This is a genomic window from Clostridium sp. CF012 (genome assembly GCF_018861755.1).
GTDB lineage: Bacteria > Bacillota > Clostridia > Clostridiales > Clostridiaceae > Clostridium_AD.
Genome location: NZ_JAHLEF010000042.1, coordinates 17,370 through 44,274, shown reverse-complemented (window position 1 = coordinate 44,274; position 26,905 = coordinate 17,370). Strand labels below are relative to the sequence as shown.

Genomic DNA, 26,905 nt, shown 5'->3' with positions numbered 1-26,905 from the left:
AGAATCTGATTTTATAATAGCTATAAATAAAGATGCAACAGCACCTATCATGAAGGTTGCAGATATTGCAATAGCTGGAGATTACACAAAAGTTCTTCCAGAAATGATAGCCCAAATCAATGCATTAAATGAAGATAAATAATTCAATTTTAAATAGTTTTAATTAAGTGAACTTGCTCTAATGCTGAAATTTAGTATTAGAGTAAGTTTTAAAAATAGTTGCTACTTTTATTTTTAAATAAGATAAAATTCGAGGAGTGTGTTATTATGGAAAAGATTTTTGTACTTGGAGCTGGAACTATGGGAGCCGGTATTGTTCAAACATTTGCAGCTAAGGGATATGAAGTAATAATGAGAGATATCAAAGATGAATTTGTAGATAAAGGACTTGCTGGAATCAAAAAGAATTTAGACAGATTAGTTAGCAAAGAAAAAATCACAAACGATCAAATGGAAGAAATACTTTCAAGAATTACAGGAACTACTGATATGGGTTTAGCAGAAGATTGTGATTTAGTAGTTGAAGCTGCTGTAGAAAATATGGAAATTAAAAAACAAATATTCGCAGAGCTCGGCAGGATCTGTAAACCAGAAACTATTTTAGCATCAAATACATCTTCACTTTCTATAACAGAAGTAGGAACTGCTACAAATAGACCTGACAAAGTTATCGGAATGCATTTCTTTAATCCGGCACCCATGATGAAGCTTGTAGAAATAATTAAAGGAATGGCTACATCCACTGAAACTTTCGATGCAGTTAAAGAAGTAGCTATATCTATTGGAAAGGACCCTGTACAAGTTGAAGAAGCACCAGGCTTTGTGGTAAATAGGATACTAATACCAATGGTCAACGAAGCGGTAGGCATACTTGCAGAAGGTATTGCAACAGCAGAAGATATTGATAAAGCAATGATGCTAGGAGCTAATCACCCAATGGGACCACTAGCACTAGGTGACCTTATAGGACTAGACGTATGTCTTGCTATAATGGATGTTTTATATAAAGAAACTGGAGATTCTAAATACAGAGCTCATAGCCTTTTAAGGAAATATGTTAGAGGTGGGTTCTTAGGAAGAAAAACTAAAAAAGGATTCTTCGAGTATTCAAGATAAGGAAATATTTTTGTTTTTTATGCATTAGTAATAAGTGAATAGGTCATAGTATTCAAACATAAATAATGAATTTAGAGAGCATTATAACTTATAAAGGGTTATAATGCTCTTATTTTTTTATAATAATCAGCATGGGAATGTTATAATATAAGTAAATAATTCAAATAAGGTTACTAATAGTTATAAACTGGGAGTTGAGGATAATGACGTACAACAAAGGAAGTAGAGAAGAAATAATTAAAAAATCCCATGAACGTTCTCAAAAGTATGGTATAAAAAAAGAACAAGTAGTATCAAAGAGAATTTTAAAAGGGCAACAAGTAGTTGAAAATATAAAAAACAATCAAGAGTTAATCAGAACAGCTGATGCTTTTATGAAGATTATTTATGATTTTTTAGTAGGATCAGGATTCTTTATTATATTGACAGACAAAGATGGTTGTATTCTTAATATAATTGGCGATAAAGGTATATTAGATGCGGCAAGGGATATGGATATGGTAATTGGAGCGTACATGGATGAGAGAAGTATAGGCACTAATGCTATGGGAATAGCTATAAGCGAAGATGTGCCTATTCAAGTATCTGCTACAGAACATTTTGTTACGGCATACCACAAATGGACTTGCAGCGCGGCTATTATCCATGATGAAAATGCCAATATAATTGGAACACTAAATTTAACTGGAAATAGCAAGTTGGTGCATCCTCATACTTTAGGTCTCGTAGTGGCTGCTGTAAAATCTATAGAAAGTCAGATAAATAGTGAAAAGGTTCAAAATGAGCTTGTCAAATCATATTCATATATGAATACAGTCATGAATTCCATGGATTACGGAATTATAGCTATTGATATTAATGGAGTGGTTAGAAATATCAATATGGCCTCATGTGCTATGTTAAAAATAGTTAAAGAAGAGATAATGAATAATTCTATAGAAAAAATATTAGATAATTGGAAATATATATTTAACCAAGTTAAAGAGGGAAAGCATTATCATGATGAAGAAATTGTGCTAATTCGGCAAGGGGTACGAGAAAGATATGCCTTAAGCGCTTATGCTATTAAGGTAGAGAAAAATGATCTTATAGGTATGGTGCTCACAATTAAAGAGATTCAAAGGGTTTTGAATTTAGTTAATAAATATACAGGGGGGGGAGCTAGATATGTATTTGGGGACATTATAGGAGAAAGTTCTTTAATAAAAAATGTAATAGATAATGCTAGAAACATCGCGTCTAGCCCTTCAACTGTATTAATTGAAGGTGAAAGTGGAACCGGTAAAGAAGTATTGGCGCAGTCTATTCACAATGCAAGTAACAGAAAAAACAATAGCTTTGTGGCAATAAATTGTGGAGCTATTCCTAAAAACTTAATAGAAAGTGAATTATTTGGATATGAAGATTGCGCTTTTACTGGAGCTAAAAGAGGGGGAATGCCAGGTAAATTTGAACTTGCAAATGGAGGAACCTTATTCTTAGATGAGATTGGAGAAATGCCTCTTGATATGCAAGTGAATTTACTTAGAGTTTTGCAAGAGGGGAGTGTTACTAGAATAGGAAGCAGCAGATATATTCCTATAGACGTTAGAATAATAGCAGCCACCAATAAGGAGCTTAGAAGAGAGATAGATAAAGGGACTTTTAGATGTGACTTATATTATAGACTTAGTGTTATTCCAATTTTTTTACCGCCTTTAAGAGATCGGGAAGAGGACATAATGATTTTATTTAAACACTTTTTAGGTATAAAGGCGGAAAAGCTTAGAAAACCAATTCCGAGTATATCTGATGAAATATATAGTAAAATTTTTACTTATAACTGGCCGGGGAATATTAGAGAAATTGAAAACTTTGTAGAAAATATTGTTAATTTAGATGGAAATACTACCTTTGATATAGAAAATAAACAAGAGGGTGTAGGTTGCATTACAAAGTGTGTGAATAAAATATCTGATGAGGAACAGTTCATCTGTTCTTTGGAGGAATTAGAAAAGAAGGCAATAATAGCTTCCATTAAAAAATTTGATGGTAATATAACTAAGATAGCAAGGGTGCTTGGTATAAGTAGAAATACATTATATGTAAAAATTAAGAAGTATTGTATTCATTTATAGACTTGACTTGTTATTTATTGCTATGTAATACGAAGGTCAATATAGCATTATGAAGAAGGAGTGTAAAAAAATTAACAAATCTATCAAAATAAAGAAGTGTTAAAAAAACTAACAGTGTCATGAAAATGAACAATTAAGTTGAAAAAATTGTTCATTTTCATGACACTTAACTTTTATTATAATAAAACAATTACTTAAATATGTTAAATTTTATTATTTGAACGTTGATATTGCATTGTTAATGATATATTATTAACAATCAATTCGAAAAATCAGCAAAGTTGGCATCAACGTTGCTAAGTATATAATTGTAAAAACATATAATACTAAGTGTAAATATGGAGGGGAATATAATGAATAGATTTACTTTACCAAGAGATATTTATTTTGGAGAAAACTCATTAGAGGTGTTAAAAACTATAAAGGGCAAAAAAGCAGTAATAGTTACTGGTGGAAGCTCTATGAAAAAATTTGGATTCTTAGATAAGGTTGAAGACTATTTAAAAGAGGCTGGTATTGAGGTTAAGCATATTACAGGAGTGGAACCAGATCCATCAGTAGAAACAGTTATGGATGGTGCAAAAGTAATGAGAGAATTTGAGCCGGATTGGATAATATCCATTGGTGGAGGTTCACCAATAGATGCTGCAAAGGCTATGTGGATTTTCTATGAATATCCAGAATTTACTTTTGAACAAGCTGTTATACCCTTTGGTCTTCCAGAACTAAGACAAAAAGCTAAATTTATAGCTATACCATCAACTAGTGGAACGGCAACTGAGGTTACAGCATTTTCAGTAATTACTGACTATAAAGCAAAAATAAAATATCCACTGGCAGATTTCAACTTAACACCGGATATAGCAATAGTTGATCCTGAACTTGCTCAAACCATGCCTCCCAAACTAGTAGCACATACGGGTATGGATGCATTAACTCATGCAATTGAAGCTTATGTAGCAGGACTTCATTCGAGTTTTTCAGATCCACTAGCAATGCAAGCTATAACTATGATTAAAGAAAATTTATTAAAATCCTTTGAAGGAAATGAGCAGGCAAGAAATGAAATGCACATTGCTCAATGCCTTGCTGGAATGGCATTTTCAAACGCATTACTAGGAATTGCTCATAGTATGGCACATAAAACAGGCGCTGTATTACATATTCCTCATGGCTGCGCAAATGCAATCTTCCTACCTTATGTTATAGATTTCAACAAAAAAGCTTGTGGAGATAGATATGCGGCTATTGCAAGAAACTTAAATTTAAGTGGAAAATCGCAAGATGAATTAATAGATTCATTAACTGATATGATAAGAGATTTAAATAAGGTTATGAATATACCATGTTCTTTAGCTGAATATGGAATAATTAAAGAAGAATTTGAAGCAAATGTAGATTTTATGGCTGAAAATGCTATAAAAGATGCATGTACAGGATCTAACCCAAGATCAATAAATGTTGATGAAATGAAAAAAATATTTACTTGCACATTTACAGGAGAAAAAGTTAACTTTTAACGATATTTAAGAAGGAAAGCCTCCCATTTATATAAGTGGGGGTCACATATAAATTAGATTTGCAATTTTAAGAGATAATTTAAATTGTAAATCTATGCTATTCTTATGCTACTTATAGAAAAAACAAATAGGATATAAGGTAGTTTATGTTGACTATAGATGTAGAAAGACTTAAACTATAAATGTAATTTAATATGGGTGGATGATAATTGTTGGAGATATTCCATATACTTTGGAGTAACCGAAGAAGAAATGAGTAAATTTTGCTAGGAATTGCTCGGAAGCTTTCAGGTAGAGTACAATAATTGGACATGTTCCTGGAGAGATTCATTTTATATGGGCATCGAAGAAGAAACTCAAATAGCACAGTATTTTGAGGAAACTTTCAGATAAAAGGACAGGTAATAAATAGCATTAGTATTTCTATGCTCTTTATTGCCTGTCTATTTAATTTAGATATGCAAAAAAACTAAAAAGTTAAAGGTCCTTTGAAATCGTTTTACTAATAAAGATGATATGAAAAGTGTATTTGAAGCAATGGACTTTAGATCTTTGTGGTAAAATGAAGTTAGATTAGCATTACATATATTATAATAATTATGGTTTTAATGTACTTACTATATATAGACAAAATAATAAGATGAACATGGAGGGAAAAAAATGTATAAAATCATTGAGAAAAGAGCATTAGCACCTCAAATATTTTTAATGGATATTGAGGCGCCGAGAGTAGCTAAATCAGCAAAACCAGGCCAATTTGTAATTATAAAAATGGATGAGAAAGGTGAAAGAATACCACTCACAATCTCTGACTATGATACTAAAAGAGGTACTGTTACTATTGTAGTCCAAACAATAGGCTGTTCAACAAAAGAAATGGAAAACTATGAAGTGGGTGATTCATTTTTAGATTTTGTAGGACCACTTGGACAAGCATCAGAATTAATGAGTGAAAGCATTGAAGAGTTAAAGAAGAAGAAAATTGTGTTTATAGCTGGTGGACTAGGAACAGCTCCAGTTTATCCTCAAGTTAAATGGTTAAATGAGCAAGGAGTAAAGGCAGATGTAATAATAGGTGCAAAGGCTGAAGAATATGTAATTATGGAAAAAGAAATGAAAAGTGTAGCAGGAAACGTATATCCATGTACTGATGATGGTTCTTACGGATTTAAAGGACTTGTTACGAATAAATTAAAAGAATTAGTTCAAAATGAAGGAAAGAAATATGATTTAGTTATTGCTATTGGACCAATGATAATGATGAAGTTTGTTTGCAAATTAACTGAAGAACTTGGAATAACAACTATTGTAAGTATGAATCCTATTATGGTAGATGGCACAGGAATGTGTGGAGCTTGTAGACTTACTGTAGATGGTGAAACTAAGTTTGCTTGTGTAGATGGTCCAGAATTTGATGGCCATAAGGTTAATTTTGAAGAAGCAATGAGAAGACAAACAATGTATAAGTCGCAAGAATTTTCTAAAGATGAAGGTATTAAAGCAGGCTGTGGCCTGGGAGGTGTTAAATAATGGATAGAATGAAGAGAGTCCTAATATCAGAACAAGATCCAAAAATAAGAGCAACTAATTTTGAAGAAGTATGTCTAGGATATACAGAAGATGAAGCAGTTGAAGAAGCTACAAGATGCTTAAACTGTAAAAATCCAAAGTGCGTTACTAAATGTCCCGTAGCCATAGATATTCCTGGGTTTATTCAACATGTTAAGAATAGAGAATTTGAAGAGGCTGTGAAAGTAATAGCAAAATATAGTGCATTACCAGCTGTTTGTGGAAGAGTATGTCCGCAAGAAACTCAATGCGAAAGTAAATGTATACTTGGAATAAAGGGAGAAGCTGTAGCTATAGGTAAGCTTGAAAGATTTGTAGGTGACTATTCAAGAGTACATAATGTTGATATTTCACAAACGAAACCTAAAAATGGTAAGAAGGTTGCTGTAATAGGAAGTGGTCCTGCAGGACTTACTTGTGCAGGAGAGCTTGCTAAAGATGGATATGATGTAACTATTTTTGAAGCACTTCATGAAGCTGGCGGAGTTTTGGTATATGGAATCCCAGAATTTAGATTGCCAAAGGAAACAGTTGTTAAACATGAAGTTGAAAATGTAAAAAAACTAGGTGTTAAAATAGAAACAAATGTTATTGTTGGAAGAACTGTAACAATAAATGAGTTAATGGAAGAAGAAGATTTTGTTGCTGTATTTATTGGATCAGGTGCAGGACTTCCAATGTTCATGGGAATACCAGGAGAAAATTTAAATGGAGTATTCTCAGCTAATGAATATTTAACTAGAAATAATTTAATGAAAGCATATAAAGAGGGCTATCACACCCCTATTAGAACAGGCAACAAGGTTGCTGTTGTAGGTGGAGGTAACGTTGCTATGGACGCTGTACGTACAGCAGTAAGACTAGGTGCAGAAGGCCACATAGTATACAGAAGATCAGAATCAGAGCTTCCTGCAAGAGCTGAAGAAGTGCATCATGCAAAAGAAGAAGGAGTTATAATGGATTTACTTGTGAATCCAGTTGAAATCCTAGGGGACGAAAAAGGAAATGTTATAGGTATGAAGTGTATAAGAATGGAACTTGGTGAGCCTGATGCTTCAGGCAGAAGAAGACCTATCGAAATTAGTGGTTCAGAATTTATAATGGATTTAGATACAGTTATAATGTCTCTAGGAACATCACCAAATCCATTAATTGCTTCAACAACAGAAGGTTTAGAAATTAATAAATGGAAATGTATAATTGCAGAAGATGAAACTGGCTTAACGTCTAAAGAGAATGTATATGCTGGTGGAGATGCTGTTTCAGGAGCTGCTACAGTTATATTGGCCATGGAAGCAGGCAAAAAAGCTGCTAAGGCTATAAACGAAATGCTAACAAAATAATACAGTCCAACAAAAACAACTCCATGAACTAAGGTTTATGGAGTTGTTTTTGTTGGACTGTATTATTAGATAATTAAAGAAAATACAAGTATTAAGTAGCAATTGAATATATAATTACATAGTTAGAAAAATATTCGCATGTTTACTATTGACAAAAGTGTAGCACATTGTTATAAATAATGTAGCACATATAATTATATATAGTACAGTATTTTGTAAACGATTAACATAAATGAAATAATAGTATTATAATAATAAAAATATGTGCATAAATAAAATTATATAAATGAATAGTGTATCACAATACATAAAATAAGTTGTATATTGGAGGAGTAAATATGTGTGTAAAAATCGCTATAAATGGCTTTGGTAGAATAGGGAGAGTTGCGTTAAGGATTGCACAAGATAATTTATATGAAGGTGCGGAAATAGTAGCTATAAATGCAAGAGCAGATGCAGAAACCCTTGCACACCTTTTCACCTATGATTCTTGTTATGGAACATTTAAAGGTGAAGTAGAGTCGCGAGGTAATTCTTTAATAATAAATGGCAAACAAATTAAAGTGTTTAATGAAAAAGAAGCTAAAAATTTACCTTGGAAGGAACTGGGAGTAGATATTGTTATAGAATCAACAGGTATATATATAAAGAGGGAGAAAGCTATGCAACATATTGAAGCAGGAGCTAAAAAGGTAGTAATCACATCTCCAGCAGAGGATGAGGATATAACAATAGTTATGGGAGTTAATGACGAAAAATATAATTATCAAAAACATCATATTATTTCAAATGCTTCCTGTACTACCAATTGTCTTGCACCTTTTACTAAAGTATTAGATGAGCAATTCGGAATAATTAAAGGAAGTATGACAACAATACACTCCTATACAAATGATCAAAAAATATTAGACAAAACTCATAAAGATTTAAGACGAGCTAGAGCAGCAGGGGAGTCAATAATTCCTACAAGTACTGGAGCTGCAAAAGTGCTGGAAAAGGTAATACCAAATCTTAAAGGCAAAATTAATGGGTCAGCACTAAGAGTACCTACAGCGGCAGTATCCGTAACAGAGCTAATATGTGAGACATCCGCAGAAATATCTGTAGAAAAAGTAAATGATGCATTCAAATATGCATCACAGCATGAGCTTAAAGGTATATTAGGCTATTCAGAAAAACCACTAGTATCTATAGATTATAAGGGGGATGATAGATCATCGATAGTTGATGGACTTTCAACCATGGTTATAGGTAAGAATTTTTTAAAGGTACTAGCATGGTATGATAATGAATGGGGATATTCAGCTAGAACTATAGATTTAGTAAATCTTGTAGCAAGTAAAATGGCAAATGAAAAGAATATGAAAATGGTAGGATAGATATAAAACAAAAGGGAACGATTAACAATCATTAACTGGTTTATTAGTTAATAATTGTTAATCGTTCCCCTTAACTTTTACACAAAACAATGGGAAAGCAATGGGGACGGTTAACAACTATTTTACATTTAAGGCCTAAAAAGATTAAAAATTGTTAACCGTCCCCAAGAAAAGCTCGCAAGAACACAAAAAATTCACAACTAAGGTATAATAATTTGATATAATAAGGTTATAGAATATACAATAAGGGGGGATATTTATGTTAATGGATAAAATAAACAAATACTATACTAAAGAATATGATTTGAGTTGTTCTGAAGTAATGATTTATGCTGCTAGTGATGAATATAATATGAATTTGAAAAGTGAAACCTTTAAAGCTATGTCGTCCTTTGGTGGTGGGATGGGTGTTGAGAGCGTATGTGGAGTTATAACAGGTTCCCTTTCAGTTATAGGTATACTATTCACTAAAGAAAAAGCACATGAAGGAGAGAGGGTTAAAAAGCTATGTCAGGAATTCTTCAAAAAGTTTGAAGCAAAGCTAGGTACAGATAATTGTGGGTCACTTAAAGAAAAATATAAAAAGCCAGATATTGGCTGTAGGGTTATGATCGAAGCCGCGGCTGTTATATTAGATGAAATTGTCATAAGAGAATTAAAAATTAATAATTGAACTAACGAAAGGGAAAATTATGGATTACAAAAATATTGAATCATTTAACGAGGGTATTATTATAAAAGGTGTAGAGAATTTCGAATTAGACCATATTTTCGAATGCGGACAATGTTTTAGGTGGAATAAACAAGCCAATGGTAACTACATTGGAGTGGCATATGGTAAGGTAATAGAAGTAGAAAAGAAGGATAATCAAGTAAAAATATACAATATAAATGAGGAAGAATTTAATGCGCTTTGGTGTGATTATTTTGACCTTAAAAGAGATTATACAGTTATAAAGGATGAATTTCAGAAGGATCCTCTTCTTAAAAAGTCTGTTGATTTCGGCTATGGAATTAGACTACTTCAGCAAGAGCCTTTTGAGCTGACCATGTCATTTATAATTTCTTCGAATAATAGAATCCCCATGATAAAGAGAGCTATAGACAATTTGAGCAAAAAATGGGGCAAAGAAATAGAATATAAAGGTGAAACATACTACACCTTTCCAAAGGTTTCCGATTTAGAAGCAGTGTCATTGGAAGATATACAGAGCTGTGGGCTAGGGTTCAGATCTAAGTATGTAAAGGATACAGTGCATAGAATATACACTGGTGAAGTAAATTTAGAATTTATTAAATCAACAGAAGATGATATTTGTCATGAAGAATTACAAAAACTCATGGGTATTGGCCCAAAGGTTTCGGATTGTATCATGCTATTTTCAATGCAAAAATATTCTGCTTTCCCTGTGGATGTATGGGTTAAGAGAGCAATGCAATTTTTTTATTTAGCACCAGATGTGTCGCTACCAAAAATAAGAATTTTTGCTAGAGATAAATTTGAAAACACAGCAGGGTTTGCACAACAGTATTTGTTTTATTATGCAAGAGAAAATAATATTAAAATCGAATAAAATGACTAAAACTAAGCAAAATACAAATAATAGATAAGATAAGATAAGCAAGAATGTTGAATTATATAGATGAATGAAGAGGATGAAAAACAATGAAAAAAATATGGAATTTTATAACAATAAAGCTATCAGAATATAAACAATATATAGTACTATCTGCATTTTTTTTGTTTTTCATCTACATTGGATATGAATATTATTTCAAGTATTCATATATGTTTAAAAACCCCAATATATTAAAAGAAGTTATTCGTTCCTATGGCAATTTTAGTATTTTAGTTTTCATTTTGATGCAGGTTATACAGGTAGTTGTTTTTTTTATTCCAGGGGAATTTATACAAGTGGCTGGAGGATATATTTTTGGAACTTTTTTAGGGGGAATAATATCTTTGATGGGTATTGCCTTAGGAAGTATAATAGTATATTTTATATCTAATAACTATGGTAGGCCCGTTGTGGAAAAAATCTTATTACATAAGAAAGTAAAATTCTTTAAAAAAATATTAAAAGCAGGAAGTAAAAAAAATGTTGTTTTCATGTTTTATGTAATACCTGGAATACCAAAAGATGCTATAACATATATATGTGGAGTATCAGATATTTCTTTTAAAGATTTTTTTATATATTCAACATTAGGTAGGATTCCAGGTATTTTTATATCTTCTTACTTTGGACAAAAAATATTTGCATGGGACGTTACAAGTTTAGTAACTATAGGCATAATCATGACTCTTTTATCACTAATAGGAATATTTAAAGGGAATACAATAATCAAGGCTATAATTAAAAAGAAAAAAACTCATAGAAAAATCAATTAAACATTTTTAATAACAAAATATTATAAAGAATGCTGTTTTTTGTATTGAGATTTGTATATACGTCTTAAAACTATGCTGATTATAATAATGGAGAAAATTATTAATAGTGAACAATGAAAGAAAAAATCCTGTGGAAGGATTGTTATAATTGGGTCAGTGTTAACATCAAATAGCCAGTAATCATTTTTGAAGAAGACTTTATGAAAAATAGTGAAACTCTTATCAAAATTTATCAAAAATGGTATAAGTAATATTATCGGTAGGATTATTAACACTATGGAGCTAGTTAACAGATACCTTATTTTTTTCTGCCTTTTGTTTATAAGGATTCCTACAATACTTACTAATATGGAGAATAGTAGCATTACCTTAAGGTTATCAAATATTACCTTGACTTCTTTAAAATGAATTTTACCGTGACCAGAGGAAGGAAGTGTTGGAAGATTAAATTCTTCTGTTTTATTATTAGTTAAATATGTAATTAAATAGTCGTAATTAGACTTTAAGTCCTCTTTATTAATATTGGTGGAGGCTTCAATATTTAAAATATTAATATCCGCATAGTATAATGGCTTAAAAAGCAAAGTAAAATACACGCTTAAGGTTATAAAAGAAAAAGTAAAACACAAAATAAAAAAGGTTTTAAGTGAAAATTTAAAAAAAGTTTTTATATTCATAAAATCACCCCTGTTTATTAATTTTAACAATATATCAAAGCATATTCAATGATTATAATTACAAAAAACACAAATTTAATGTTGTTAAAATTCAATAATAATATAAAATATTGAAATACAAAGTAAACAAGAGATAAACTATAGGAATCAATGATAAACAAACATAGTTTCGCTATTTGGCTATAAATGGTATAATATATAGGGTAGACGAATTTGATATTATACGCATTATTAATTAGTATATTAGTTATAGGTCGTATTAGCACTCGAATGTGCGGAGTGCTAACAAAAATAATAAAAATATATAAGGAGGGGTTTAAAATGAACATTAGACCACTTAGTGATAGAGTATTAATTAAAAGATTAGAAGCAGAAGAAACTACAAAAAGTGGAATACTTCTAGCGGGGGCTTCAAAAGAAAAACCACAAGAAGCTGAGGTAGTTGCTGTAGGACCAGGAAAAATAGAGGATGGCAAACTAGTTGAAATGGAAGTGGCTGTAGGGGATATAATATTATTCTCTAAATATTCAGGAAGTGAAATAAAATATGATGGTATTGAATATATCATATTAAAACAAGAAGAGTTACTAGCTATAATTGAAAAATAATTAAATTAAACGCAAAAATGATTAAAATATAATTCAACAATTAAATTATAATTTGCTAATTATATTTAATTGTTGAATTATCTTTAAGTATTAGCGTATAGGAGGGTTTTAAATGGCTAAAAGTATATTATTTGGAGAAGACGCAAGAAGAGCTATGCAAAGAGGTGTAGATAAGCTTGCAGATACAGTTAAAATTACACTAGGACCCAAAGGAAGAAATGTCATTTTAGATAAAAAATTTGGTTCACCACTTATAACAAATGATGGTGTTACTATAGCTAGAGAAATAGAACTTGAAGATCCTTATGAAAATATGGGAGCACAACTTGTTAAAGAAGTTGCTACAAAGACAAACGATGTAGCAGGAGATGGAACAACTACAGCAACTCTTCTTGCTCAAGCAATAATAAGAGAAGGCCTTAAAAATGTTACAGCTGGGGCTAACCCAATGTTAATAAGAACTGGTATAAAAATGGCTGTGGACAAAGCAGTTGAAGAAATTAAAAAATCTTCTAAACCAGTTAACGGTAAAGAAGATATAGCTAGAGTTGCTGCAATATCAGCTAGTGATGAAGAAATTGGAGCTCTAATAGCTGATGCAATGGAAAAAGTAGGTAATGAAGGTGTTATAACTGTAGAAGAATCAAAATCTATGGCAACTGAATTAGATATAGTTGAAGGAATGCAGTTTGATAGAGGATATTTAAGTGCATATATGGTTACAGATGCAGAAAAAATGGAAGCAAATCTTGATGAACCATATATTTTAATAACAGATAAGAAAATTGCTAACATACAAGATATACTTCCAATACTTGAGCAAATTGTTCAACAAGGGAAAAAATTATTAATAATTGCTGAAGATATTGAAGGTGAAGCTTTAAGCACGCTTGTTGTTAATAAATTAAGGGGAACTTTTACTTGCGTAGGTGTTAAGGCTCCAGGTTTCGGTGATAGAAGAAAAGAAATGCTTCAAGATATAGCAACCCTTACTGGTGGAGAAGTTATATGTGAAGAATTAGGAAAAGAACTTAAAGATGTTACTGTTGAAATGCTTGGAAAAGCTGAAAGTGTTAAAATATCTAAAGAAAACACTACAATAGTAAACGGAAAAGGTGAAAAAGACGCTATACATGATAGAGTTTCTCAAATTAAGAGACAAATTGAAGAAACTACATCAGATTTCGATAGAGAAAAATTACAAGAAAGACTTGCAAAACTTGCAGGTGGAGTAGCTGTAATAAAAGTCGGAGCTGCTACTGAAACTGAATTAAAAGAAAAGAAATTAAGAATAGAAGATGCTCTTGCGGCTACAAAAGCAGCAGTTGAAGAAGGTATCGTTCCTGGTGGCGGAACAGTTTATGTTAGTGCTATTCCAGAGATTGCTAAATTAACATCAGATATAGCAGATGTTCAGGTGGGTATCAACATAATTAGAAGAGCTTTAGAAGAACCATTAAGACAAATAGCTACAAATGCTGGTGCAGAAGCTTCGGTTATAATAGAAAAAGTAAGAGAAAGCGCTGGAGAAGTTGGATATGATGCTCTACGTGGAGAAATGGTAAATATGATAAAAGCGGGAATCGTAGATCCAACAAAAGTTGTAAGATCAGCACTTCAAAACGCTGCATCTGTTGCAGCAACATTCTTAACAACAGAAGTTGCAGTAGCAGATATTCCAGAAAAGAATTCAGCACCAATGGGTGGCGGACCAGGAATGGGAATGGACGGAATGTACTAAAAAATAATTTAAATAATAATAATAATTTTAAATAAAAGTATATTAGAATAAAAGAATTAACTAGGATTAAAACTAGCTAATTCTTTTATTCCGTTAAATATTAAAACTAGGTTTCTAATATTTTTAAGAATTAGTAAGAAATAGTCATTGACAAATTCTCAAAGATTTACTATTATTAATAATAACTTTAAGAACAATAGCGTCACTCATATATCCCTTGAATATGGCAAGGAGTATCTACGGTCAGCCGCAAATTGACCACTATGAGTAATCTTAGTATGAGCTTATTTTAGGCATGCTAATTTTACTTTAGTCAAAGTAGGATTAGTATGCCTTTTTATACTTTGCAGCTTATGTAGAGTTGTGAGTGCAAAATTATATTTTGCACTCACAAAACTATACAAAGAGAGTATACTAGTAGCTCTCAATAGCTTAGCAGCTCTTGCTAGATAGCTTTAATTTACCCCATACTTTAAGAGTTTGAAGCTATCATATTTTAAAAATGCGGTATATATAAGTATTTTTATGCTAATTATAAAGGAACTACTAATATTCTAAATGAATATGAGTCTTACATCTAATTTTATAAATTTAAAATAGAATTCTGAAAGGATGTTGATTAAATGGCAACGATATTAAAACAAGCATATACATTTGATGATGTATTGCTAGTTCCAAATAAGTCAGAGGTATTACCTAGAGACGTTAGCTTAGTTACCTACCTTACAAAAAAAATAAAACTTAACATACCTCTAATTAGTGCAGGTATGGACACTGTTACTGAGTCTAGAATGGCTATTGCTATGGCTAGAGAAGGCGGAATAGGGATTATACATAAGAACATGAGTATTGAAAGACAAGCCGTTGAAGTTGATAGAGTTAAAAGACAAGAAAATGGTGTAATTACAGACCCTTTCTTTCTATCACCAGATAATCTTCTAGAAGATGCACTAGCATTAATGAGCAAATATAGAATATCAGGAGTTCCAATTACAACAAATGGTAAATTGGTTGGAATAATTACTAATAGAGATATAGTCTTTGAGACTGATTATAGTAAAAAAATTAAAGATATAATGACAAGTGAAAATTTAATTACTGCATCAGAAGGAACAAGTATGGAAGAGGCTAAACAACTTCTTAAAAAACATAAAATAGAAAAATTACCTTTAGTAGATAGTGAAAACAATTTAAGAGGACTTATCACAATAAAGGATATAGAGAAAACTATAAAATTTCCTATTGCTGCAAAGGATTCTAGAGGAAGATTATTATGTGGGGCAGCTGTTGGTGTAACTTCAGATATGATGGAGAGAGTAACAGCCTTAGTAAAGTCTGGTGTAGATGTAATAACTCTAGATACAGCTCATGGCCATTCTTTTGGAGTAATGGATGCAGTAAGGAAAATAAAATCTGTTTACCCAGAACTTCAAATAATAGCAGGAAATATTGCTACGGCTGAGGCAACTCGCGATTTAATTGAGGCAGGAGCTGATTGTGTAAAAGTAGGCATAGGTCCTGGATCAATTTGTACTACAAGGATTGTAGCAGGAGTAGGAGTTCCACAACTTACAGCAGTTATGGACTGCGTAGAAGAGGGAAATAAATATGGAGTACCTGTAATTGCAGATGGTGGCATAAAATACTCAGGAGACATAGTTAAGGCCCTAGCCGCAGGAGCTAAAGTAGTTATGATGGGATCTATGTTTGCAGGATGCGCCGAAGCACCAGGTGAAATGGAAATATATCAAGGAAGAAGCTATAAGGTATATAGAGGCATGGGTTCACTAGCTGCTATGGCCTCTGGAAGTAAGGACAGATATTTCCAAGAAGGAAATAAAAAGTTAGTGCCAGAAGGAGTAGAAGGAAGAATACCATTTAAAGGAGACGTTGTAGAAACTATATATCAGATGATTGGCGGTATACGTTCAGGAATGGGATATTTAGGATCAGCAACTCTAGAACAATTATTTGAGACTTCAACCTTTGTTATTCAAAGCTCAGCAGGACTAAGAGAAAGTCATCCACATGATGTGCACATTACAAAAGAAGCACCAAATTATAGTGTAAATAACTAAGGAAAACCTTAAGCCCACAAGGAGGAAAAAATATTGAACAATAGAGAATTAATATTAGTAATTGACTTTGGTGGTCAATATAATCAGCTTATTGCAAGAAGAGTTAGAGAGAATAACGTTTACTGCGAGATAATACCATACACATATTCTGTGGAAAAAATAAAAAATATGAATCCAAAAGGTATAATATTCACTGGTGGTCCAAATAGTGTTTATGCACAGGGTGCTCCAAAAGTGGAGAAAGAAATATTTGAGATGGGTGTTCCTATTTTAGGAATATGTTATGGTGCTCAACTAATGGCTCAGTCCTTTGGGGGAAAAGTTATAACACCTGATGTTCGTGAATATGGGAAAATAGAAGTTGACTTATGTAAGGATGCCGTTATTTTCAAAGGAATAAAAGAAAATCAATGCTGGATGAGTCATACAGACCATATATCCACAGTGCCAGAAGGATTTGATATAATCGCAACTACTAATGATTGTCCTGTAGCTGCCATGGCTAATGTTTCTAAAAAACTCTATGGAGTTCAGTTCCACCCAGAAGTAAAACATACTCTTTTTGGTGAAGAAATGATTAGAAAGTTCCTATATGATGTATGCGAAGTTAAGGGTGATTGGTCAATGTCATCTTTCGCAGAAGAAAAAATTAAGTCTATACGCGAATTAGTTGGAGACAAAAAAGTACTTTGTGCTTTTTCAGGAGGAGTAGATTCTTCAGTTGCTGCAATGCTTGTACATAAAGCAATAGGTAAGCAGCTAACTTGTGTATTTGTAGATCATGGTTTACTCAGAAAAGATGAAGGTGACCAAGTTGAAGCAATATTTAAAGATGAATTTGATATGAATATAATAAGGGTTAATGTTCAAGATAGATTCTTAGGTAAGCTTAAAGGTATAAGTGATCCAGAGCAAAAGAGAAAGATAATTGGAGAAGAGTTTATAAGAGTTTTTGAAGAAGAGTCTAATAAACTTGGACAATTAGATTTCCTGGTGCAAGGAACCATATATCCAGATGTAGTTGAAAGTGGTACTGATACCTCAGCTACTATAAAAAGTCATCATAATGTTGGTGGACTTCCAGAAGATATGCACTTTAAACTAATAGAGCCTCTACGTGAACTATTCAAAGATGAGGTTAGAGCCGTGGGAGAAGAACTTGGAATTCCTCATCACCTTGTGTGGAGACAGCCATTCCCAGGACCAGGGCTATCTATAAGAGTACTTGGAGAAATAACAGATGAAAAATTATTTATAACTAGAGAAGCGGATGCGATATTCAGAGATGAAGTAGCTAAAGCAGGACTAGAAAGTGAAATATGGCAATACTTTGCATGTTTACCTAACATTAAGTCCGTTGGAGTTATGGGAGATGAGCGAACATACTGTCATACAGTTGCTCTAAGAGCTGTAACTAGTTCAGATGGAATGACATCAGATTGGTCTAGAATACCTTATGAGGTGCTAGATAAGGTCTCTAGAAGGATTGTTAATGAAGTTAAAGGAGTAAACAGAATTGTTTATGATATAACCTCAAAACCACCTTCAACTATTGAGTGGGAATAAAATAAACCTAGTAAAAAGAAGGTTTTGAATACAAAATTAGTGTTTATGATTTACTTAAAAATATAAGTAGATTATAAACACTTTTTGTTTTTTCAATACTTGAATGGGAGCTGGTTTGCTAATAATCGCAAGAAAGGGGTGTAATGTAATTATAAAGAATTTATTAAGTTTTAGGGGGAGATAGGATATTAATATATAATATAAGTTGTAAGAGGAACATTATTAAATGTGTCTTAGGGATTACGCGAATCCCTGATGGATATACAAATTTATTCAAGAATTTATAAAAGGGGGAGAATTATATGATTAAGAAAAAAATTATTACTGTTTTTATAGGATTAACTGTTGCAACATCTTTATTTACAGGCTGCAGTGCTAAAGGGGATGTAATAATACCAGAAGAGGTAATAACAAACGTAATGAAAGCAAATGAAAAATCTAAGTCTTATTATGCTGAATTTAAAATGGATAGCTACGAGAATGAGAAGCTAAAAGAAAGTATGGCGTTTAAACAATGGAGTGATAACTCTAGTGGTAAAATAAAAACACGTATAGAAACAGAGGACAAGACCTCGGGAAAAGTTGTAACCACAAATGATGGAGATAAACTTATATCCTATACAGAAAAAGATAAAAAAGCATTTAGTATGAAAATAGGTACTGAGTTAGATCAAAGTACAAATGCAAACTACAAGGATCAATTAATTAGTCAACTAGGAAATATAAGTAAGACACATGGATTAACTTTAAAAGGTGAAGAGAATATTGGAAGTTTTAAAGCCTATCATGTTTCAGCAGTACCAAAGGAAAAGAATAGTCTTATGGGAAATCAAGAGTATTGGATAGAAAAGTCAAATTGGTTTTTAGTGAAAGCTTCTTCAGAGATTGGAAATAACAAATCAATTTTAGAATATACAAAACTGGATTTCTCACCTAAATTGGAGGCTAGTTTATTTGTACAAAAGCTCCCCACTGAGGTTAAGGTTGAAAGTATAGATGATATTGCAAAAAATAATGAAACTACTATAGATTTAAAGCAGGCTGATAAAATAGCAGGAAAACCTCTATTACACATGAAAGAAAATGCATCTTATAAGTTAAAAGAGGTTAAGTATTTAAATATTGAAAAAACCAAGCATAAAGAAATAAATCAAATTTACGAAAAAGATGGAGCTGTAGCCTTTACTTTAACTACCATAATGGATGGTAATAAAAAAACTGATAGCACTGAAGAAAATTTAAAAATGCCAGGCGAAAAGGAAATAAGTATAAGAGGCAAAAAAGTATCAGTTATGGAGTCGATTAAATGCATGTGGTGGATGGAAAATGATCTTAATTATAGTATAATTTTAGATAATCCAAAACTTACCATGGAAGATGCTAAAAAATTAGTGGAAGGTTTAACTCTTAAAAATTAATAAAAACATTATATGTGCAGTACTTGTACATATAATGTTTTTTTACAATGAATTTTAGTAAAAAGCAATTATCACCTCTAAACAGATATGAAATGGTATAATATTGTATATATAAGCATTTTATGGAGGAATAACCTATGAAAGAAAAAATATTAATAGTCGAGGACGACCAGGCCATTGCTAGCATAATTAAAGAGCATTTGGTGAAAGAAAATTATAAAGTAATATGGTCTTCTACAGGTAAAGAAGGTTTAGAAGATTTTAAGAAAGATGAGTTTCAGCTGGTTATGGTAGATGTTATGCTTCCGGAAATGGATGGATTTACCTTGTGTAAAAATATAAGATGGTTAAATGAAGATGTACCCATAATAATTGTTAGTGCAAAACAAACAGATTTAGATAAGGTAAAGGGACTAAAATCAGGGGCGGATGACTATATAACAAAGCCCTTCAGCCTTATGGAGATATCTGCTAGAATCGAGGCTCATTTGAGAAGAAATAGAAAAAGAGAAAATACTATTCCGATAGATAGAAAATTAGAATTTAATAAAGGGTTAACAATAATTCTAGAAGATAATAGAGTAATGCTTGAAGACTATGAAATATCCTTGACTTCAAAAGAATTTGATATTTTGATTTTAATGGCTCAAAACCCCAATAAAGTATTTTCAAAAGGAGACCTTTATAAGCATATATGGAAAAATATTGACGTAAAGGGCAATAATACTGTTACTGTGCACATTAAAGCTCTTAGAGAAAAAATAAAAGATAATATAAAAAACCCTACATATATTCAGACGGTATGGGGGATTGGGTATAAATTTATAGGAGAGCGGAACATATGAAACTGAAAAAATGGCTTAGTTTGTCTCATTTAGTTGTAATGTTAGCACCAATAATTACTGCTGCATTATTGTTTCAATTCATCATAGATTACAATGAAAATAATGATTTAAAAGATTATTTACTCATTATGAGTAAATTTAAAGTTTATGAGGATAAAATACAAAATCCTGAAATATACAATTTGAACTTAATAAAAGATAAAGAATTTGTAACAGGTAAAGATAAAAATTCAGTACTAATAGAATTATATAATGATGCGGGAGGAGAAATATATAATTCTAATGAAAGTAGCATATTATATAGTTCGAAACAAGAATTGTATTCTGATTTGTACAAGGTTGTTACTGGATATAAGGCTTATACCTTAAAAAAACCAGTTTTTGTGGATAGCACTTTAATAGGATTTTATAAAATAACTATTGCAAGAAATAGTTTTGTTAATGAAGTAAACGATAAAACCATAATTGCAATAATATGTTTTATAGCTGTACTCATTATAATTTATGCGGTAGTAATATTACTTCTAAATAGAAAGTTTAATAAACCAATAAAACTATTAGTTGAAGGAATGAATAATTTTGCCACGGGAAATGAAAATACAGTTAAGTACAAAAACAAAGATGAAATAGGCGAAATAATTACTAATTTTAACAGCATGAAAAAAGACATAGAAGATAAAAGAAAAACCATAGAAACAGAACAGGAAAAAAAAGAATATATGATTTCTTCAATATCCCATGATCTTAAAACCCCGTTGACAGCTATAAGAGCTTATTCGGAGGCTATTATTAATGAAAAAGATTTAGATATGGTGAAAATTAAAAATAAGGCTTCGGTTATATTAAATAAAAGTGATTATATGAAAAAAATGATAGATGATCTTTTGATGTACAACCTACTAACCACGGATTATAAAATGAATTTTGTACAAGTTGAAGGAAATGAACTTTTTGAAATGCTCTTTTCAGGCTACGCGGAAGATTGCGAAAAAAATGAAATTAAACTTACGGTAGAAATAAATATTCAGGGTAAATATAAAGTGGATGTAAACCAGATGACAAGAGTAGTGGATAATTTAATGGCAAATGCTTTAAGATACACTCCTAAAAATGGACATATTTATATGGGTGCGCTTTCAATGGAGGATGAAAATCTTACACAATGGCTTAATCATAAGGATATTGAAGAGATGAGGCTCCGTAAAAGTGAAGCTTGTATACTTTTAATTAAAAATGAAGGTGTGTGCATTTCAAAAGCGGATAAAGATAAAGTGTTTTTGCCTTTTTATCAGTGTGATGACTCTAGAAGCAAAAAGGCAAGCACTGGTGTGGGCCTGGGTCTTAGCATTGTTAATTTGGTAATAGAGAGGCATGAAGGAGAAGTAATGATATTTTCAGAGGGTAATAGTACAGTTTTTGCTTGCTGGATTCCACAAAAATAAAACTGTGAAATAGTAAATAATTAAGGGGGCAGAATAAAATGAAATTAGTAATTAAAGATATAGAAAAGAGTTATGGAGATAAACAGGTGTTAAAAAAAGCATCTTACACCTTTGAAAAAGGGAAAATCTATGGACTCTTAGGAAGAAATGGGGCAGGGAAGACAACCCTTTTTAACTGCATTAGTGGGGAACTTAAATACGAAAATGGTAGTGTGAGTATAAGTGAAGAGGGACAAGTTACTCAGGGGATAGATTACAAAAAGGTAGGATATGTTTTTTCAGAACCTGTGCTACCGGAGTTTTTAACGGGATATGAGTTTTTAAAGTTTTATATTGATATTAATAAAGATAAGATTGAAAATTTACTTACCATAGATGAGTACTTTGATATTATAAAGATTAAGGATGAAGACAGATATCGTTTGATGAAGGGTTATTCTCATGGAATGAAAAATAAAATGCAGATGGTTTGCCTTTTAATTACTAAACCACCTGTGATTTTGCTAGATGAACCCTTAACTTCTTTCGATGTGGTGGTGGCACTGGAAATCAAGAATTTGTTAAAACAAATGAAAAGTGAGCACATTATTATTTTTTCCACTCATATTCTTCAGCTGGCTACAGATTTATGTGATGAAATATTGGTTTTAAATAATTGCATTTTAGAAGAAGTGGACAGTGAGATTCTAAAGAGTACCGAATTTGAAGAGAGAATTATGGAGATTTTGAAGGAGGGCGGCAATGATTAATACATTTATAAATAGTTTTAAAGTCACTTTTGTAGAACGAGCTAATACCTTTATATATTTTCTTAAAAGGGTACCCCTTCTTGGAAAAAAGATTCCTGATAATATATATAAAAAAACTCATGCTAAGATAGTTATAGGAATTATACGTGAAATTTTGGGTGTACTTGCTGGATTTATAGGCAAGGCTGCATATTTAGGAATAATGATTATTTTGCCTGCATATTTAATGACTAAGGACATAGCAAAGATGCAACCTATTTTTCTGCATATATTTTTCTTTTTAAGCTTTGTTTCAGCACCACTTCTTAAAAGTATAATTTTTGAGAAAACCAACAAAAAAGCCTTTAATATGATAACCCTAATGAAGGCTGATGCAAGGCAGTATTACCTTGGCGAGATATTATATAGAAATATAACAGGGTTTATATACTTTGTAATCCCAGTAATAATTATAGGCTCAATAATAGGATTTTCACCCCTAAAAGCTATAGTTATTGTAGGGGAATTAATAGCTTTTATATTGATTGGAGAGTGGGTGCAGCTTTATATATATGATAAGCTAGAAGTGGTGTTAATGCAAAAATGGTTATTTATGACAGTGATAATTGTTTTAGGACTTGCCCTTGCCTATGGATTACCTTTATTAGGACTTACTATTGATTTTAATCCAATATTATTTAATGCTTATGTGGTGATTACTGTATTAAGTTTAGGAGTAGCAGCATTTATATACCTATGGAAATTTAAAAAATATGCCACAATAGCAAAAATACAATTAACTAAGGATAATTTATTTAATAAAGATGCATTTAAAACTGATATGAATTTTGGGAATGTAAAATTAGATGAAAAGAAAATGAATAAGGAAGATTTAAACACAAAAAAATATAATAACAAGCAGGGCTATGAATATTTAAACTCATTGTTTTTTCTGCGGTTTAGAAGAATAATGGTAAAGCCTATAGTGGGAAGGGTTATTTTCATAGGTATTGTATTTTTAATTGGGATGTTTTTGGTGTTTTTTATGCCAAGTAAAAAGGGAGAACTAGTGAGCGCAATTAAAAAAAGTATGCCCATGTTGGTATTTATAATGTATAGCATGTCAACAGGGGAAAGAATTTGCAAGGCTATGTTTTACAATTGTGATGTAAGTCTATTAAGATGTGGATATTATCGAGAGGCCGGTGTGATTTTATCTAACTTTACTTCAAGACTTAAGAGGGTAGTTATGCTTAACTTGATACCAGCTTTAACTTTATGCGTTGCTATAGTTTGCATTATATTAGCTAGCGGTTATAGTTCAGAACTTATTGGAATGATACCATTATTTTTGTGCGTCATTTGCTTAGCCTGCTTCTTCTCTATACATCATTTGTTTATGTACTATGTTCTGCAGCCTTATACAGCAGAGTTAACCGTGAAAAGCCCTTTATTTAAGTTTGTGAACATGGTGGTGTATATTGCTTGCTATTTATGTCTTCAAATTAAAACCACCACCTATTATTTTACCGCAGGAATTATTATAACAACTATTGTATACATAATAATTGCATTGATTTTAACCTATAGGGTAGCTCCAAGAACTTTCAAGTTAAAATAGAGATTCCAAAGAAAGTGAAAACAACCTTTACTTTATTTCTCCATAAGGAATTATTAATTAAATTTACGAATATAAGTTATATATACCAAAAGTAAGGGAGATTTAAGTAGATAATGAGAGGGAAAGGTTTTGTTTCATCAGGAATCACTATAAGAAATAGAATTATAATAGTCACTCTGTTGATAATATTAATAGTATTTATAAGATTTCTATATTTTTACGGAAAAAGCAAAGCATTTAGTACTATACCTAAAGATGGTAATATGAAATTTACGGTTCAATTTTATAGTGCAAATTTAATACAAAACAATAGTGTAGGCAACAAGTGGAGTTTTGAAGTGAAGATCAATGGTAAAAAGATTAAAGAAGGTAGAAAACTAAAAATAACAGCTACTACTAAGGAGACGATTAGTTTTAGTGCAAGCGCAAAAGAAAATGACTTCATACCCGACACAGGGGCTGGAAGTATAAATGTAAAAATTGTGGATTTAAAACTAGTCGAAAATAATACATACCCTATTGATGTTACGGTTGCTGAAAATAAAGGTATGTATAAAGGGAATACAGCTATATGGAAGTTTAACTTTATTGTAACCAGGAAAGTAAGCTTATTAGATATAATAAATAATATATTTTAAGATTAAGTAGGGGTAAACTTGCAAGTGTATTATATAATTGTATTAATAAACATTTGAGAGAAGAGGGTGCGATTATGACTATTTATATAGCGCTATTACGAGGTATTAATGTAGGTGGAAAGAATATTATTAAGATGGCGGATTTGAAAAATACATTTGAAACCATTGGACTTAGTTCGGTGCAAACATATATTCAAAGCGGTAATGTTTTATTCAAATCAAATGAAACTGAAGAAACTCTGTGTAAGAAAATTGAACAAGAGATTGAGGCGGTATTTGGATTTTTGGTGACAGTCATTCTAAGAACGGCTGCAGAGATAGAATGGATTAACTGTAATTGCCCATTTTCTGAAAAGGAAGTATCAGAGGCGGAAACGTCATCGAAAGTAGAAAGCCTATATGTCTCACTGTTAACCCATGTCCCAGTCCAAGAAAAAATCCAAAGATTGAACCCTTACACAAGTGAAGGTGATAAGTATCAAGTTGAAGGGCGAGAGGTCTTTCTTTTATTCCGTAATAGTATTAGAAATTCCAAGCTTGCAAGCAACCTTAAGAAATTAGATGTGCCTGGCACTGTGCGGAACTTTAAAACAATGAAAAAGTTAAATGAACTAGCAAAAGGATATATTGAGTAAAATGCATTCACTCCGCTTAAATAATTTTATGATTACTTAGGCGGAGTGAAAATATTTTTAGCAATATATCCTTTTAGCTATAGCATAATCTAAGAAAAAATTTTAAAGTAATTTCTTTATATCAAATAGTGAGTTTTGAACTAGCCAAGCTTGGGGGAAGTACTTTCCGATTGTCCAATAACTAACTCCGCCTAAATTATATGCACTAGCAGTCCTAAGCTTTGCATTCATGCTCCTAGCATCCTCGAACCATACTTCATGTCTTTTTCCATTAGCATCGTAATAGTTAAAAAATGGCGATTGAGAAGTATAGTCATATTGAATAGATGCAAATACTTTTCTTGCAAGATCTACTGCTTCTACATTACCGAGTGCAGTTGCTTTAGTGCCTTTTACGAAAGGTAAGGTCCAATCATAGCCATAATTAGGTATTCCCATAAAAATTTTCTTGCTTGGTATCACTGTTACAGCATAATCAAGGATTTTTTTAACTTGATTAATTGGAGCTACCGCCATTGCAGGCCCTGCAGTGTATCCCCACTCATAAGTCATGAGTATAACATGGTTAGCTAGAAGACCATGAACGGGGTAATCATGAGCTTCATAAAGCAATCCTTTTAGATCACCAGAGTTTTTAGGGGCGAGGGCTGTAGTAACAACATAGCCTAATGGTTTTAGTTTACTTACTGTTTTACGCAGAAAATTATTATAATTTTCTCTATCTTCAGGATAGACATACTCTATATCTATATCTAAACCATAATAATTTTTATTTTTCAATGTATTAATTATGTTATCCAATAATGTATTTTGTATATTTTCATCCGTTAGTATAATATGGGCTAGGTCACTATCAAATCCCCCACCCTCCTTTAAATTTGTAATTACCATCATAGGAGCTACCTTAGCATTTCTAGCGGCTTGTATTAAAGGAACATCGTTTATGTCTTTTAGAGTCCCATTAGGTAGTATCTGATAACTAAATATACTGAGGTAAGTGAGATTTGGAAGAGTCTTTGCAAGAACATCCATATCAGTACTAGGAAGAGCATATCCATTAACTTCAATAGACCCTAATTTTTGGGGTGACGGTGGTATAATAATGACTTCACCAGGATAAATTGGTGTAGCGGTATTAAGGTTAGGATTTGCAGCAAGTAAATTTGAAACAGTTGTACCATACATTTTAGCTATCATGTAAAGTGATTGACCAGGAAGTATTTTATGTGACCTCGCAGCTTGAAGGATTACAATGGTTTGACCTACTACAAGGTCATTTGGGTTTGTAAGTTCATTATCAGCAATAATTTTTTCATATGAAACTCCGTATAATTTAGATATCTCATATAAACTTTCACCACTTTTAACAACATGAATAATCAAAAAAAATCACACCTCATATAGTAATATAATTTAATATATGCAACAGAACGCATGGGAGTACATCTTATATTAATTTTAATTTACTATT

22 protein-coding genes, 1 pseudogene and 2 riboswitches are annotated in these 26,905 nt (G+C 31.6%); of the genes and pseudogenes, 21 read left to right on the top strand and 2 right to left on the bottom strand.

Annotated elements, in window-relative coordinates; genetic code table 11:
- From KPL50_RS27240 to KPL50_RS23250, 10 genes and pseudogenes are all read left to right on the top strand, one after another.
- Nucleotides 1-142: pseudogene (locus tag KPL50_RS27240) on the top strand (electron transfer flavoprotein subunit alpha); the annotation flags it as partial.
- Nucleotides 143-267: 125 nt separating this feature from the next.
- Nucleotides 268-1,116 carry a 3-hydroxybutyryl-CoA dehydrogenase gene (locus KPL50_RS23290; protein WP_216300920.1) on the top strand — a complete coding sequence of 283 codons (849 nt, stop codon included), beginning with the start codon at nucleotides 268-270 and terminating at the stop codon, nucleotides 1,114-1,116.
- A gap of 203 nt (nucleotides 1,117-1,319) precedes the next feature.
- A complete protein-coding gene (locus KPL50_RS23285; RefSeq protein WP_216300919.1) occupies nucleotides 1,320-3,233 on the top strand; it encodes a sigma-54-dependent Fis family transcriptional regulator in 1,914 nt (637 codons plus the stop codon).
- Nucleotides 3,234-3,586: 353 nt separating this feature from the next.
- The gene (locus tag KPL50_RS23280; RefSeq protein ID WP_216300918.1) at nucleotides 3,587-4,753 is read left to right on the top strand and encodes an iron-containing alcohol dehydrogenase; all 1,167 of its coding nucleotides are present in this window, start codon (nucleotides 3,587-3,589) and stop codon (nucleotides 4,751-4,753) included.
- Nucleotides 4,754-5,060: 307 nt separating this feature from the next.
- Nucleotides 5,061-5,164: riboswitch (glycine riboswitch) on the top strand.
- Between the two features lie 249 nt (nucleotides 5,165-5,413).
- Nucleotides 5,414-6,283 carry a sulfide/dihydroorotate dehydrogenase-like FAD/NAD-binding protein gene (locus tag KPL50_RS23275; protein WP_216300917.1) on the top strand — a complete coding sequence of 290 codons (870 nt, stop codon included), beginning with the start codon at nucleotides 5,414-5,416 and terminating at the stop codon, nucleotides 6,281-6,283.
- Nucleotides 6,283-7,665: an NADPH-dependent glutamate synthase gene (gene gltA / locus KPL50_RS23270; RefSeq protein ID WP_216300916.1), complete on the top strand. Its 1,383-nt coding sequence runs from the start codon at nucleotides 6,283-6,285 to the stop codon at nucleotides 7,663-7,665. Before KPL50_RS23275 ends, gltA begins: the two co-directional genes overlap by 1 nt.
- Nucleotides 7,666-8,003: 338 nt before the next feature.
- Nucleotides 8,004-9,044 carry a type I glyceraldehyde-3-phosphate dehydrogenase gene (gene gap, locus KPL50_RS23265; RefSeq protein WP_216300915.1) on the top strand — a complete coding sequence of 347 codons (1,041 nt, stop codon included), beginning with the start codon at nucleotides 8,004-8,006 and terminating at the stop codon, nucleotides 9,042-9,044.
- Between the two features lie 259 nt (nucleotides 9,045-9,303).
- Nucleotides 9,304-9,717, top strand: coding sequence for a C-GCAxxG-C-C family (seleno)protein (locus KPL50_RS23260; RefSeq protein WP_216300914.1), 414 nt, complete (start codon nucleotides 9,304-9,306; stop codon nucleotides 9,715-9,717).
- Between the two features lie 19 nt (nucleotides 9,718-9,736).
- The gene (locus KPL50_RS23255) at nucleotides 9,737-10,618 is read left to right on the top strand and encodes a DNA-3-methyladenine glycosylase (RefSeq protein ID WP_216300913.1); all 882 of its coding nucleotides are present in this window, start codon (nucleotides 9,737-9,739) and stop codon (nucleotides 10,616-10,618) included.
- A 92-nt stretch (nucleotides 10,619-10,710) separates the two neighbouring features.
- The gene (locus KPL50_RS23250; protein WP_216300912.1) at nucleotides 10,711-11,436 is read left to right on the top strand and encodes a TVP38/TMEM64 family protein; all 726 of its coding nucleotides are present in this window, start codon (nucleotides 10,711-10,713) and stop codon (nucleotides 11,434-11,436) included.
- A 20-nt stretch (nucleotides 11,437-11,456) separates the two neighbouring features.
- Here KPL50_RS23250 and KPL50_RS23245 read toward each other — a convergent pair whose 3' ends face one another.
- Complete coding sequence (locus tag KPL50_RS23245) at nucleotides 11,457-12,113, bottom strand: TIGR01906 family membrane protein (protein WP_216300911.1); 657 nt, start codon at nucleotides 12,111-12,113, stop codon at nucleotides 11,457-11,459.
- 321 nt (nucleotides 12,114-12,434) lie between these two features.
- On the opposite strand from KPL50_RS23245, the gene groES reads away from it, so the two are divergent.
- From groES to KPL50_RS23190, 11 genes are all read left to right on the top strand, one after another.
- The gene (gene groES / locus KPL50_RS23240; RefSeq protein WP_216300910.1) at nucleotides 12,435-12,722 is read left to right on the top strand and encodes a co-chaperone GroES; all 288 of its coding nucleotides are present in this window, start codon (nucleotides 12,435-12,437) and stop codon (nucleotides 12,720-12,722) included.
- A 112-nt stretch (nucleotides 12,723-12,834) separates the two neighbouring features.
- Nucleotides 12,835-14,463, top strand: coding sequence for a chaperonin GroEL (groL, locus tag KPL50_RS23235; protein ID WP_216300909.1), 1,629 nt, complete (start codon nucleotides 12,835-12,837; stop codon nucleotides 14,461-14,463).
- Nucleotides 14,464-14,649: 186 nt separating this feature from the next.
- A riboswitch (purine riboswitch) is annotated at nucleotides 14,650-14,747 on the top strand.
- A gap of 339 nt (nucleotides 14,748-15,086) precedes the next feature.
- Nucleotides 15,087-16,541 carry an IMP dehydrogenase gene (gene guaB / locus KPL50_RS23230; protein ID WP_216300908.1) on the top strand — a complete coding sequence of 485 codons (1,455 nt, stop codon included), beginning with the start codon at nucleotides 15,087-15,089 and terminating at the stop codon, nucleotides 16,539-16,541.
- 30 nt (nucleotides 16,542-16,571) lie between these two features.
- The gene (guaA, locus tag KPL50_RS23225) at nucleotides 16,572-18,107 is read left to right on the top strand and encodes a glutamine-hydrolyzing GMP synthase (RefSeq protein ID WP_216300925.1); all 1,536 of its coding nucleotides are present in this window, start codon (nucleotides 16,572-16,574) and stop codon (nucleotides 18,105-18,107) included.
- Between the two features lie 302 nt (nucleotides 18,108-18,409).
- A complete protein-coding gene (locus KPL50_RS23220) occupies nucleotides 18,410-19,525 on the top strand; it encodes an outer membrane lipoprotein-sorting protein (RefSeq protein WP_253200780.1) in 1,116 nt (371 codons plus the stop codon).
- 137 nt (nucleotides 19,526-19,662) lie between these two features.
- Nucleotides 19,663-20,370, top strand: coding sequence for a response regulator transcription factor (locus KPL50_RS23215; protein ID WP_216300907.1), 708 nt, complete (start codon nucleotides 19,663-19,665; stop codon nucleotides 20,368-20,370).
- Nucleotides 20,367-21,812 carry a HAMP domain-containing sensor histidine kinase gene (locus tag KPL50_RS23210; protein ID WP_216300906.1) on the top strand — a complete coding sequence of 482 codons (1,446 nt, stop codon included), beginning with the start codon at nucleotides 20,367-20,369 and terminating at the stop codon, nucleotides 21,810-21,812. The genes KPL50_RS23215 and KPL50_RS23210 overlap by 4 nt, the downstream gene beginning before the upstream one ends.
- 38 nt (nucleotides 21,813-21,850) lie before the next feature.
- The gene (locus KPL50_RS23205) at nucleotides 21,851-22,561 is read left to right on the top strand and encodes an ATP-binding cassette domain-containing protein (RefSeq protein ID WP_216300905.1); all 711 of its coding nucleotides are present in this window, start codon (nucleotides 21,851-21,853) and stop codon (nucleotides 22,559-22,561) included.
- Nucleotides 22,554-24,161: a hypothetical protein gene (locus KPL50_RS23200; RefSeq protein WP_216300904.1), complete on the top strand. Its 1,608-nt coding sequence runs from the start codon at nucleotides 22,554-22,556 to the stop codon at nucleotides 24,159-24,161. Before KPL50_RS23205 ends, KPL50_RS23200 begins: the two co-directional genes overlap by 8 nt.
- A 113-nt stretch (nucleotides 24,162-24,274) precedes the next feature.
- On the top strand, nucleotides 24,275-24,799 hold the full coding sequence (locus KPL50_RS23195; protein ID WP_216300903.1) for a hypothetical protein: 525 nt from the start codon (nucleotides 24,275-24,277) through the stop codon (nucleotides 24,797-24,799).
- A gap of 74 nt (nucleotides 24,800-24,873) precedes the next feature.
- Nucleotides 24,874-25,434 (top strand): DUF1697 domain-containing protein, encoded by a 561-nt coding sequence (locus tag KPL50_RS23190; RefSeq protein WP_216300923.1) that lies wholly within the window; start codon nucleotides 24,874-24,876, stop codon nucleotides 25,432-25,434.
- Between the two features lie 102 nt (nucleotides 25,435-25,536).
- Here the strand turns inward: KPL50_RS23190 and KPL50_RS23185 are convergent, their stop codons facing one another.
- Nucleotides 25,537-26,817 carry a glycosyl hydrolase family 18 protein gene (locus KPL50_RS23185; protein ID WP_216300902.1) on the bottom strand — a complete coding sequence of 427 codons (1,281 nt, stop codon included), beginning with the start codon at nucleotides 26,815-26,817 and terminating at the stop codon, nucleotides 25,537-25,539.
- Between the last annotated feature and the right edge of the window lie 88 nt (nucleotides 26,818-26,905).

Excerpts from the sequence above, each read along its gene's own strand:
- KPL50_RS23290 (WP_216300920.1), top strand. The coding sequence starts at position 268 with ATGGAAAAGATTTTTGTACTTGGAGCTGGAACTATGGGAGCCGGTATT.
- KPL50_RS23285 (WP_216300919.1), top strand. The coding sequence starts at position 1,320 with ATGACGTACAACAAAGGAAGTAGAGAAGAAATAATTAAAAAATCCCAT.
- KPL50_RS23280 (WP_216300918.1), top strand. The coding sequence starts at position 3,587 with ATGAATAGATTTACTTTACCAAGAGATATTTATTTTGGAGAAAACTCA.
- KPL50_RS23275 (WP_216300917.1), top strand. The coding sequence starts at position 5,414 with ATGTATAAAATCATTGAGAAAAGAGCATTAGCACCTCAAATATTTTTA.
- gltA (WP_216300916.1), top strand. The coding sequence starts at position 6,283 with ATGGATAGAATGAAGAGAGTCCTAATATCAGAACAAGATCCAAAAATA.
- gap (WP_216300915.1), top strand. The coding sequence starts at position 8,004 with ATGTGTGTAAAAATCGCTATAAATGGCTTTGGTAGAATAGGGAGAGTT.
- KPL50_RS23260 (WP_216300914.1), top strand. The coding sequence starts at position 9,304 with ATGTTAATGGATAAAATAAACAAATACTATACTAAAGAATATGATTTG.
- KPL50_RS23255 (WP_216300913.1), top strand. The coding sequence starts at position 9,737 with ATGGATTACAAAAATATTGAATCATTTAACGAGGGTATTATTATAAAA.
- KPL50_RS23250 (WP_216300912.1), top strand. The coding sequence starts at position 10,711 with ATGAAAAAAATATGGAATTTTATAACAATAAAGCTATCAGAATATAAA.
- KPL50_RS23245 (WP_216300911.1), bottom strand. The coding sequence starts at position 12,113 with ATGAATATAAAAACTTTTTTTAAATTTTCACTTAAAACCTTTTTTATT.
- groES (WP_216300910.1), top strand. The coding sequence starts at position 12,435 with ATGAACATTAGACCACTTAGTGATAGAGTATTAATTAAAAGATTAGAA.
- groL (WP_216300909.1), top strand. The coding sequence starts at position 12,835 with ATGGCTAAAAGTATATTATTTGGAGAAGACGCAAGAAGAGCTATGCAA.
- guaB (WP_216300908.1), top strand. The coding sequence starts at position 15,087 with ATGGCAACGATATTAAAACAAGCATATACATTTGATGATGTATTGCTA.
- KPL50_RS23220 (WP_253200780.1), top strand. The coding sequence starts at position 18,410 with ATGATTAAGAAAAAAATTATTACTGTTTTTATAGGATTAACTGTTGCA.
- KPL50_RS23215 (WP_216300907.1), top strand. The coding sequence starts at position 19,663 with ATGAAAGAAAAAATATTAATAGTCGAGGACGACCAGGCCATTGCTAGC.
- KPL50_RS23210 (WP_216300906.1), top strand. The coding sequence starts at position 20,367 with ATGAAACTGAAAAAATGGCTTAGTTTGTCTCATTTAGTTGTAATGTTA.
- KPL50_RS23205 (WP_216300905.1), top strand. The coding sequence starts at position 21,851 with ATGAAATTAGTAATTAAAGATATAGAAAAGAGTTATGGAGATAAACAG.
- KPL50_RS23200 (WP_216300904.1), top strand. The coding sequence starts at position 22,554 with ATGATTAATACATTTATAAATAGTTTTAAAGTCACTTTTGTAGAACGA.
- KPL50_RS23195 (WP_216300903.1), top strand. The coding sequence starts at position 24,275 with ATGAGAGGGAAAGGTTTTGTTTCATCAGGAATCACTATAAGAAATAGA.
- KPL50_RS23190 (WP_216300923.1), top strand. The coding sequence starts at position 24,874 with ATGACTATTTATATAGCGCTATTACGAGGTATTAATGTAGGTGGAAAG.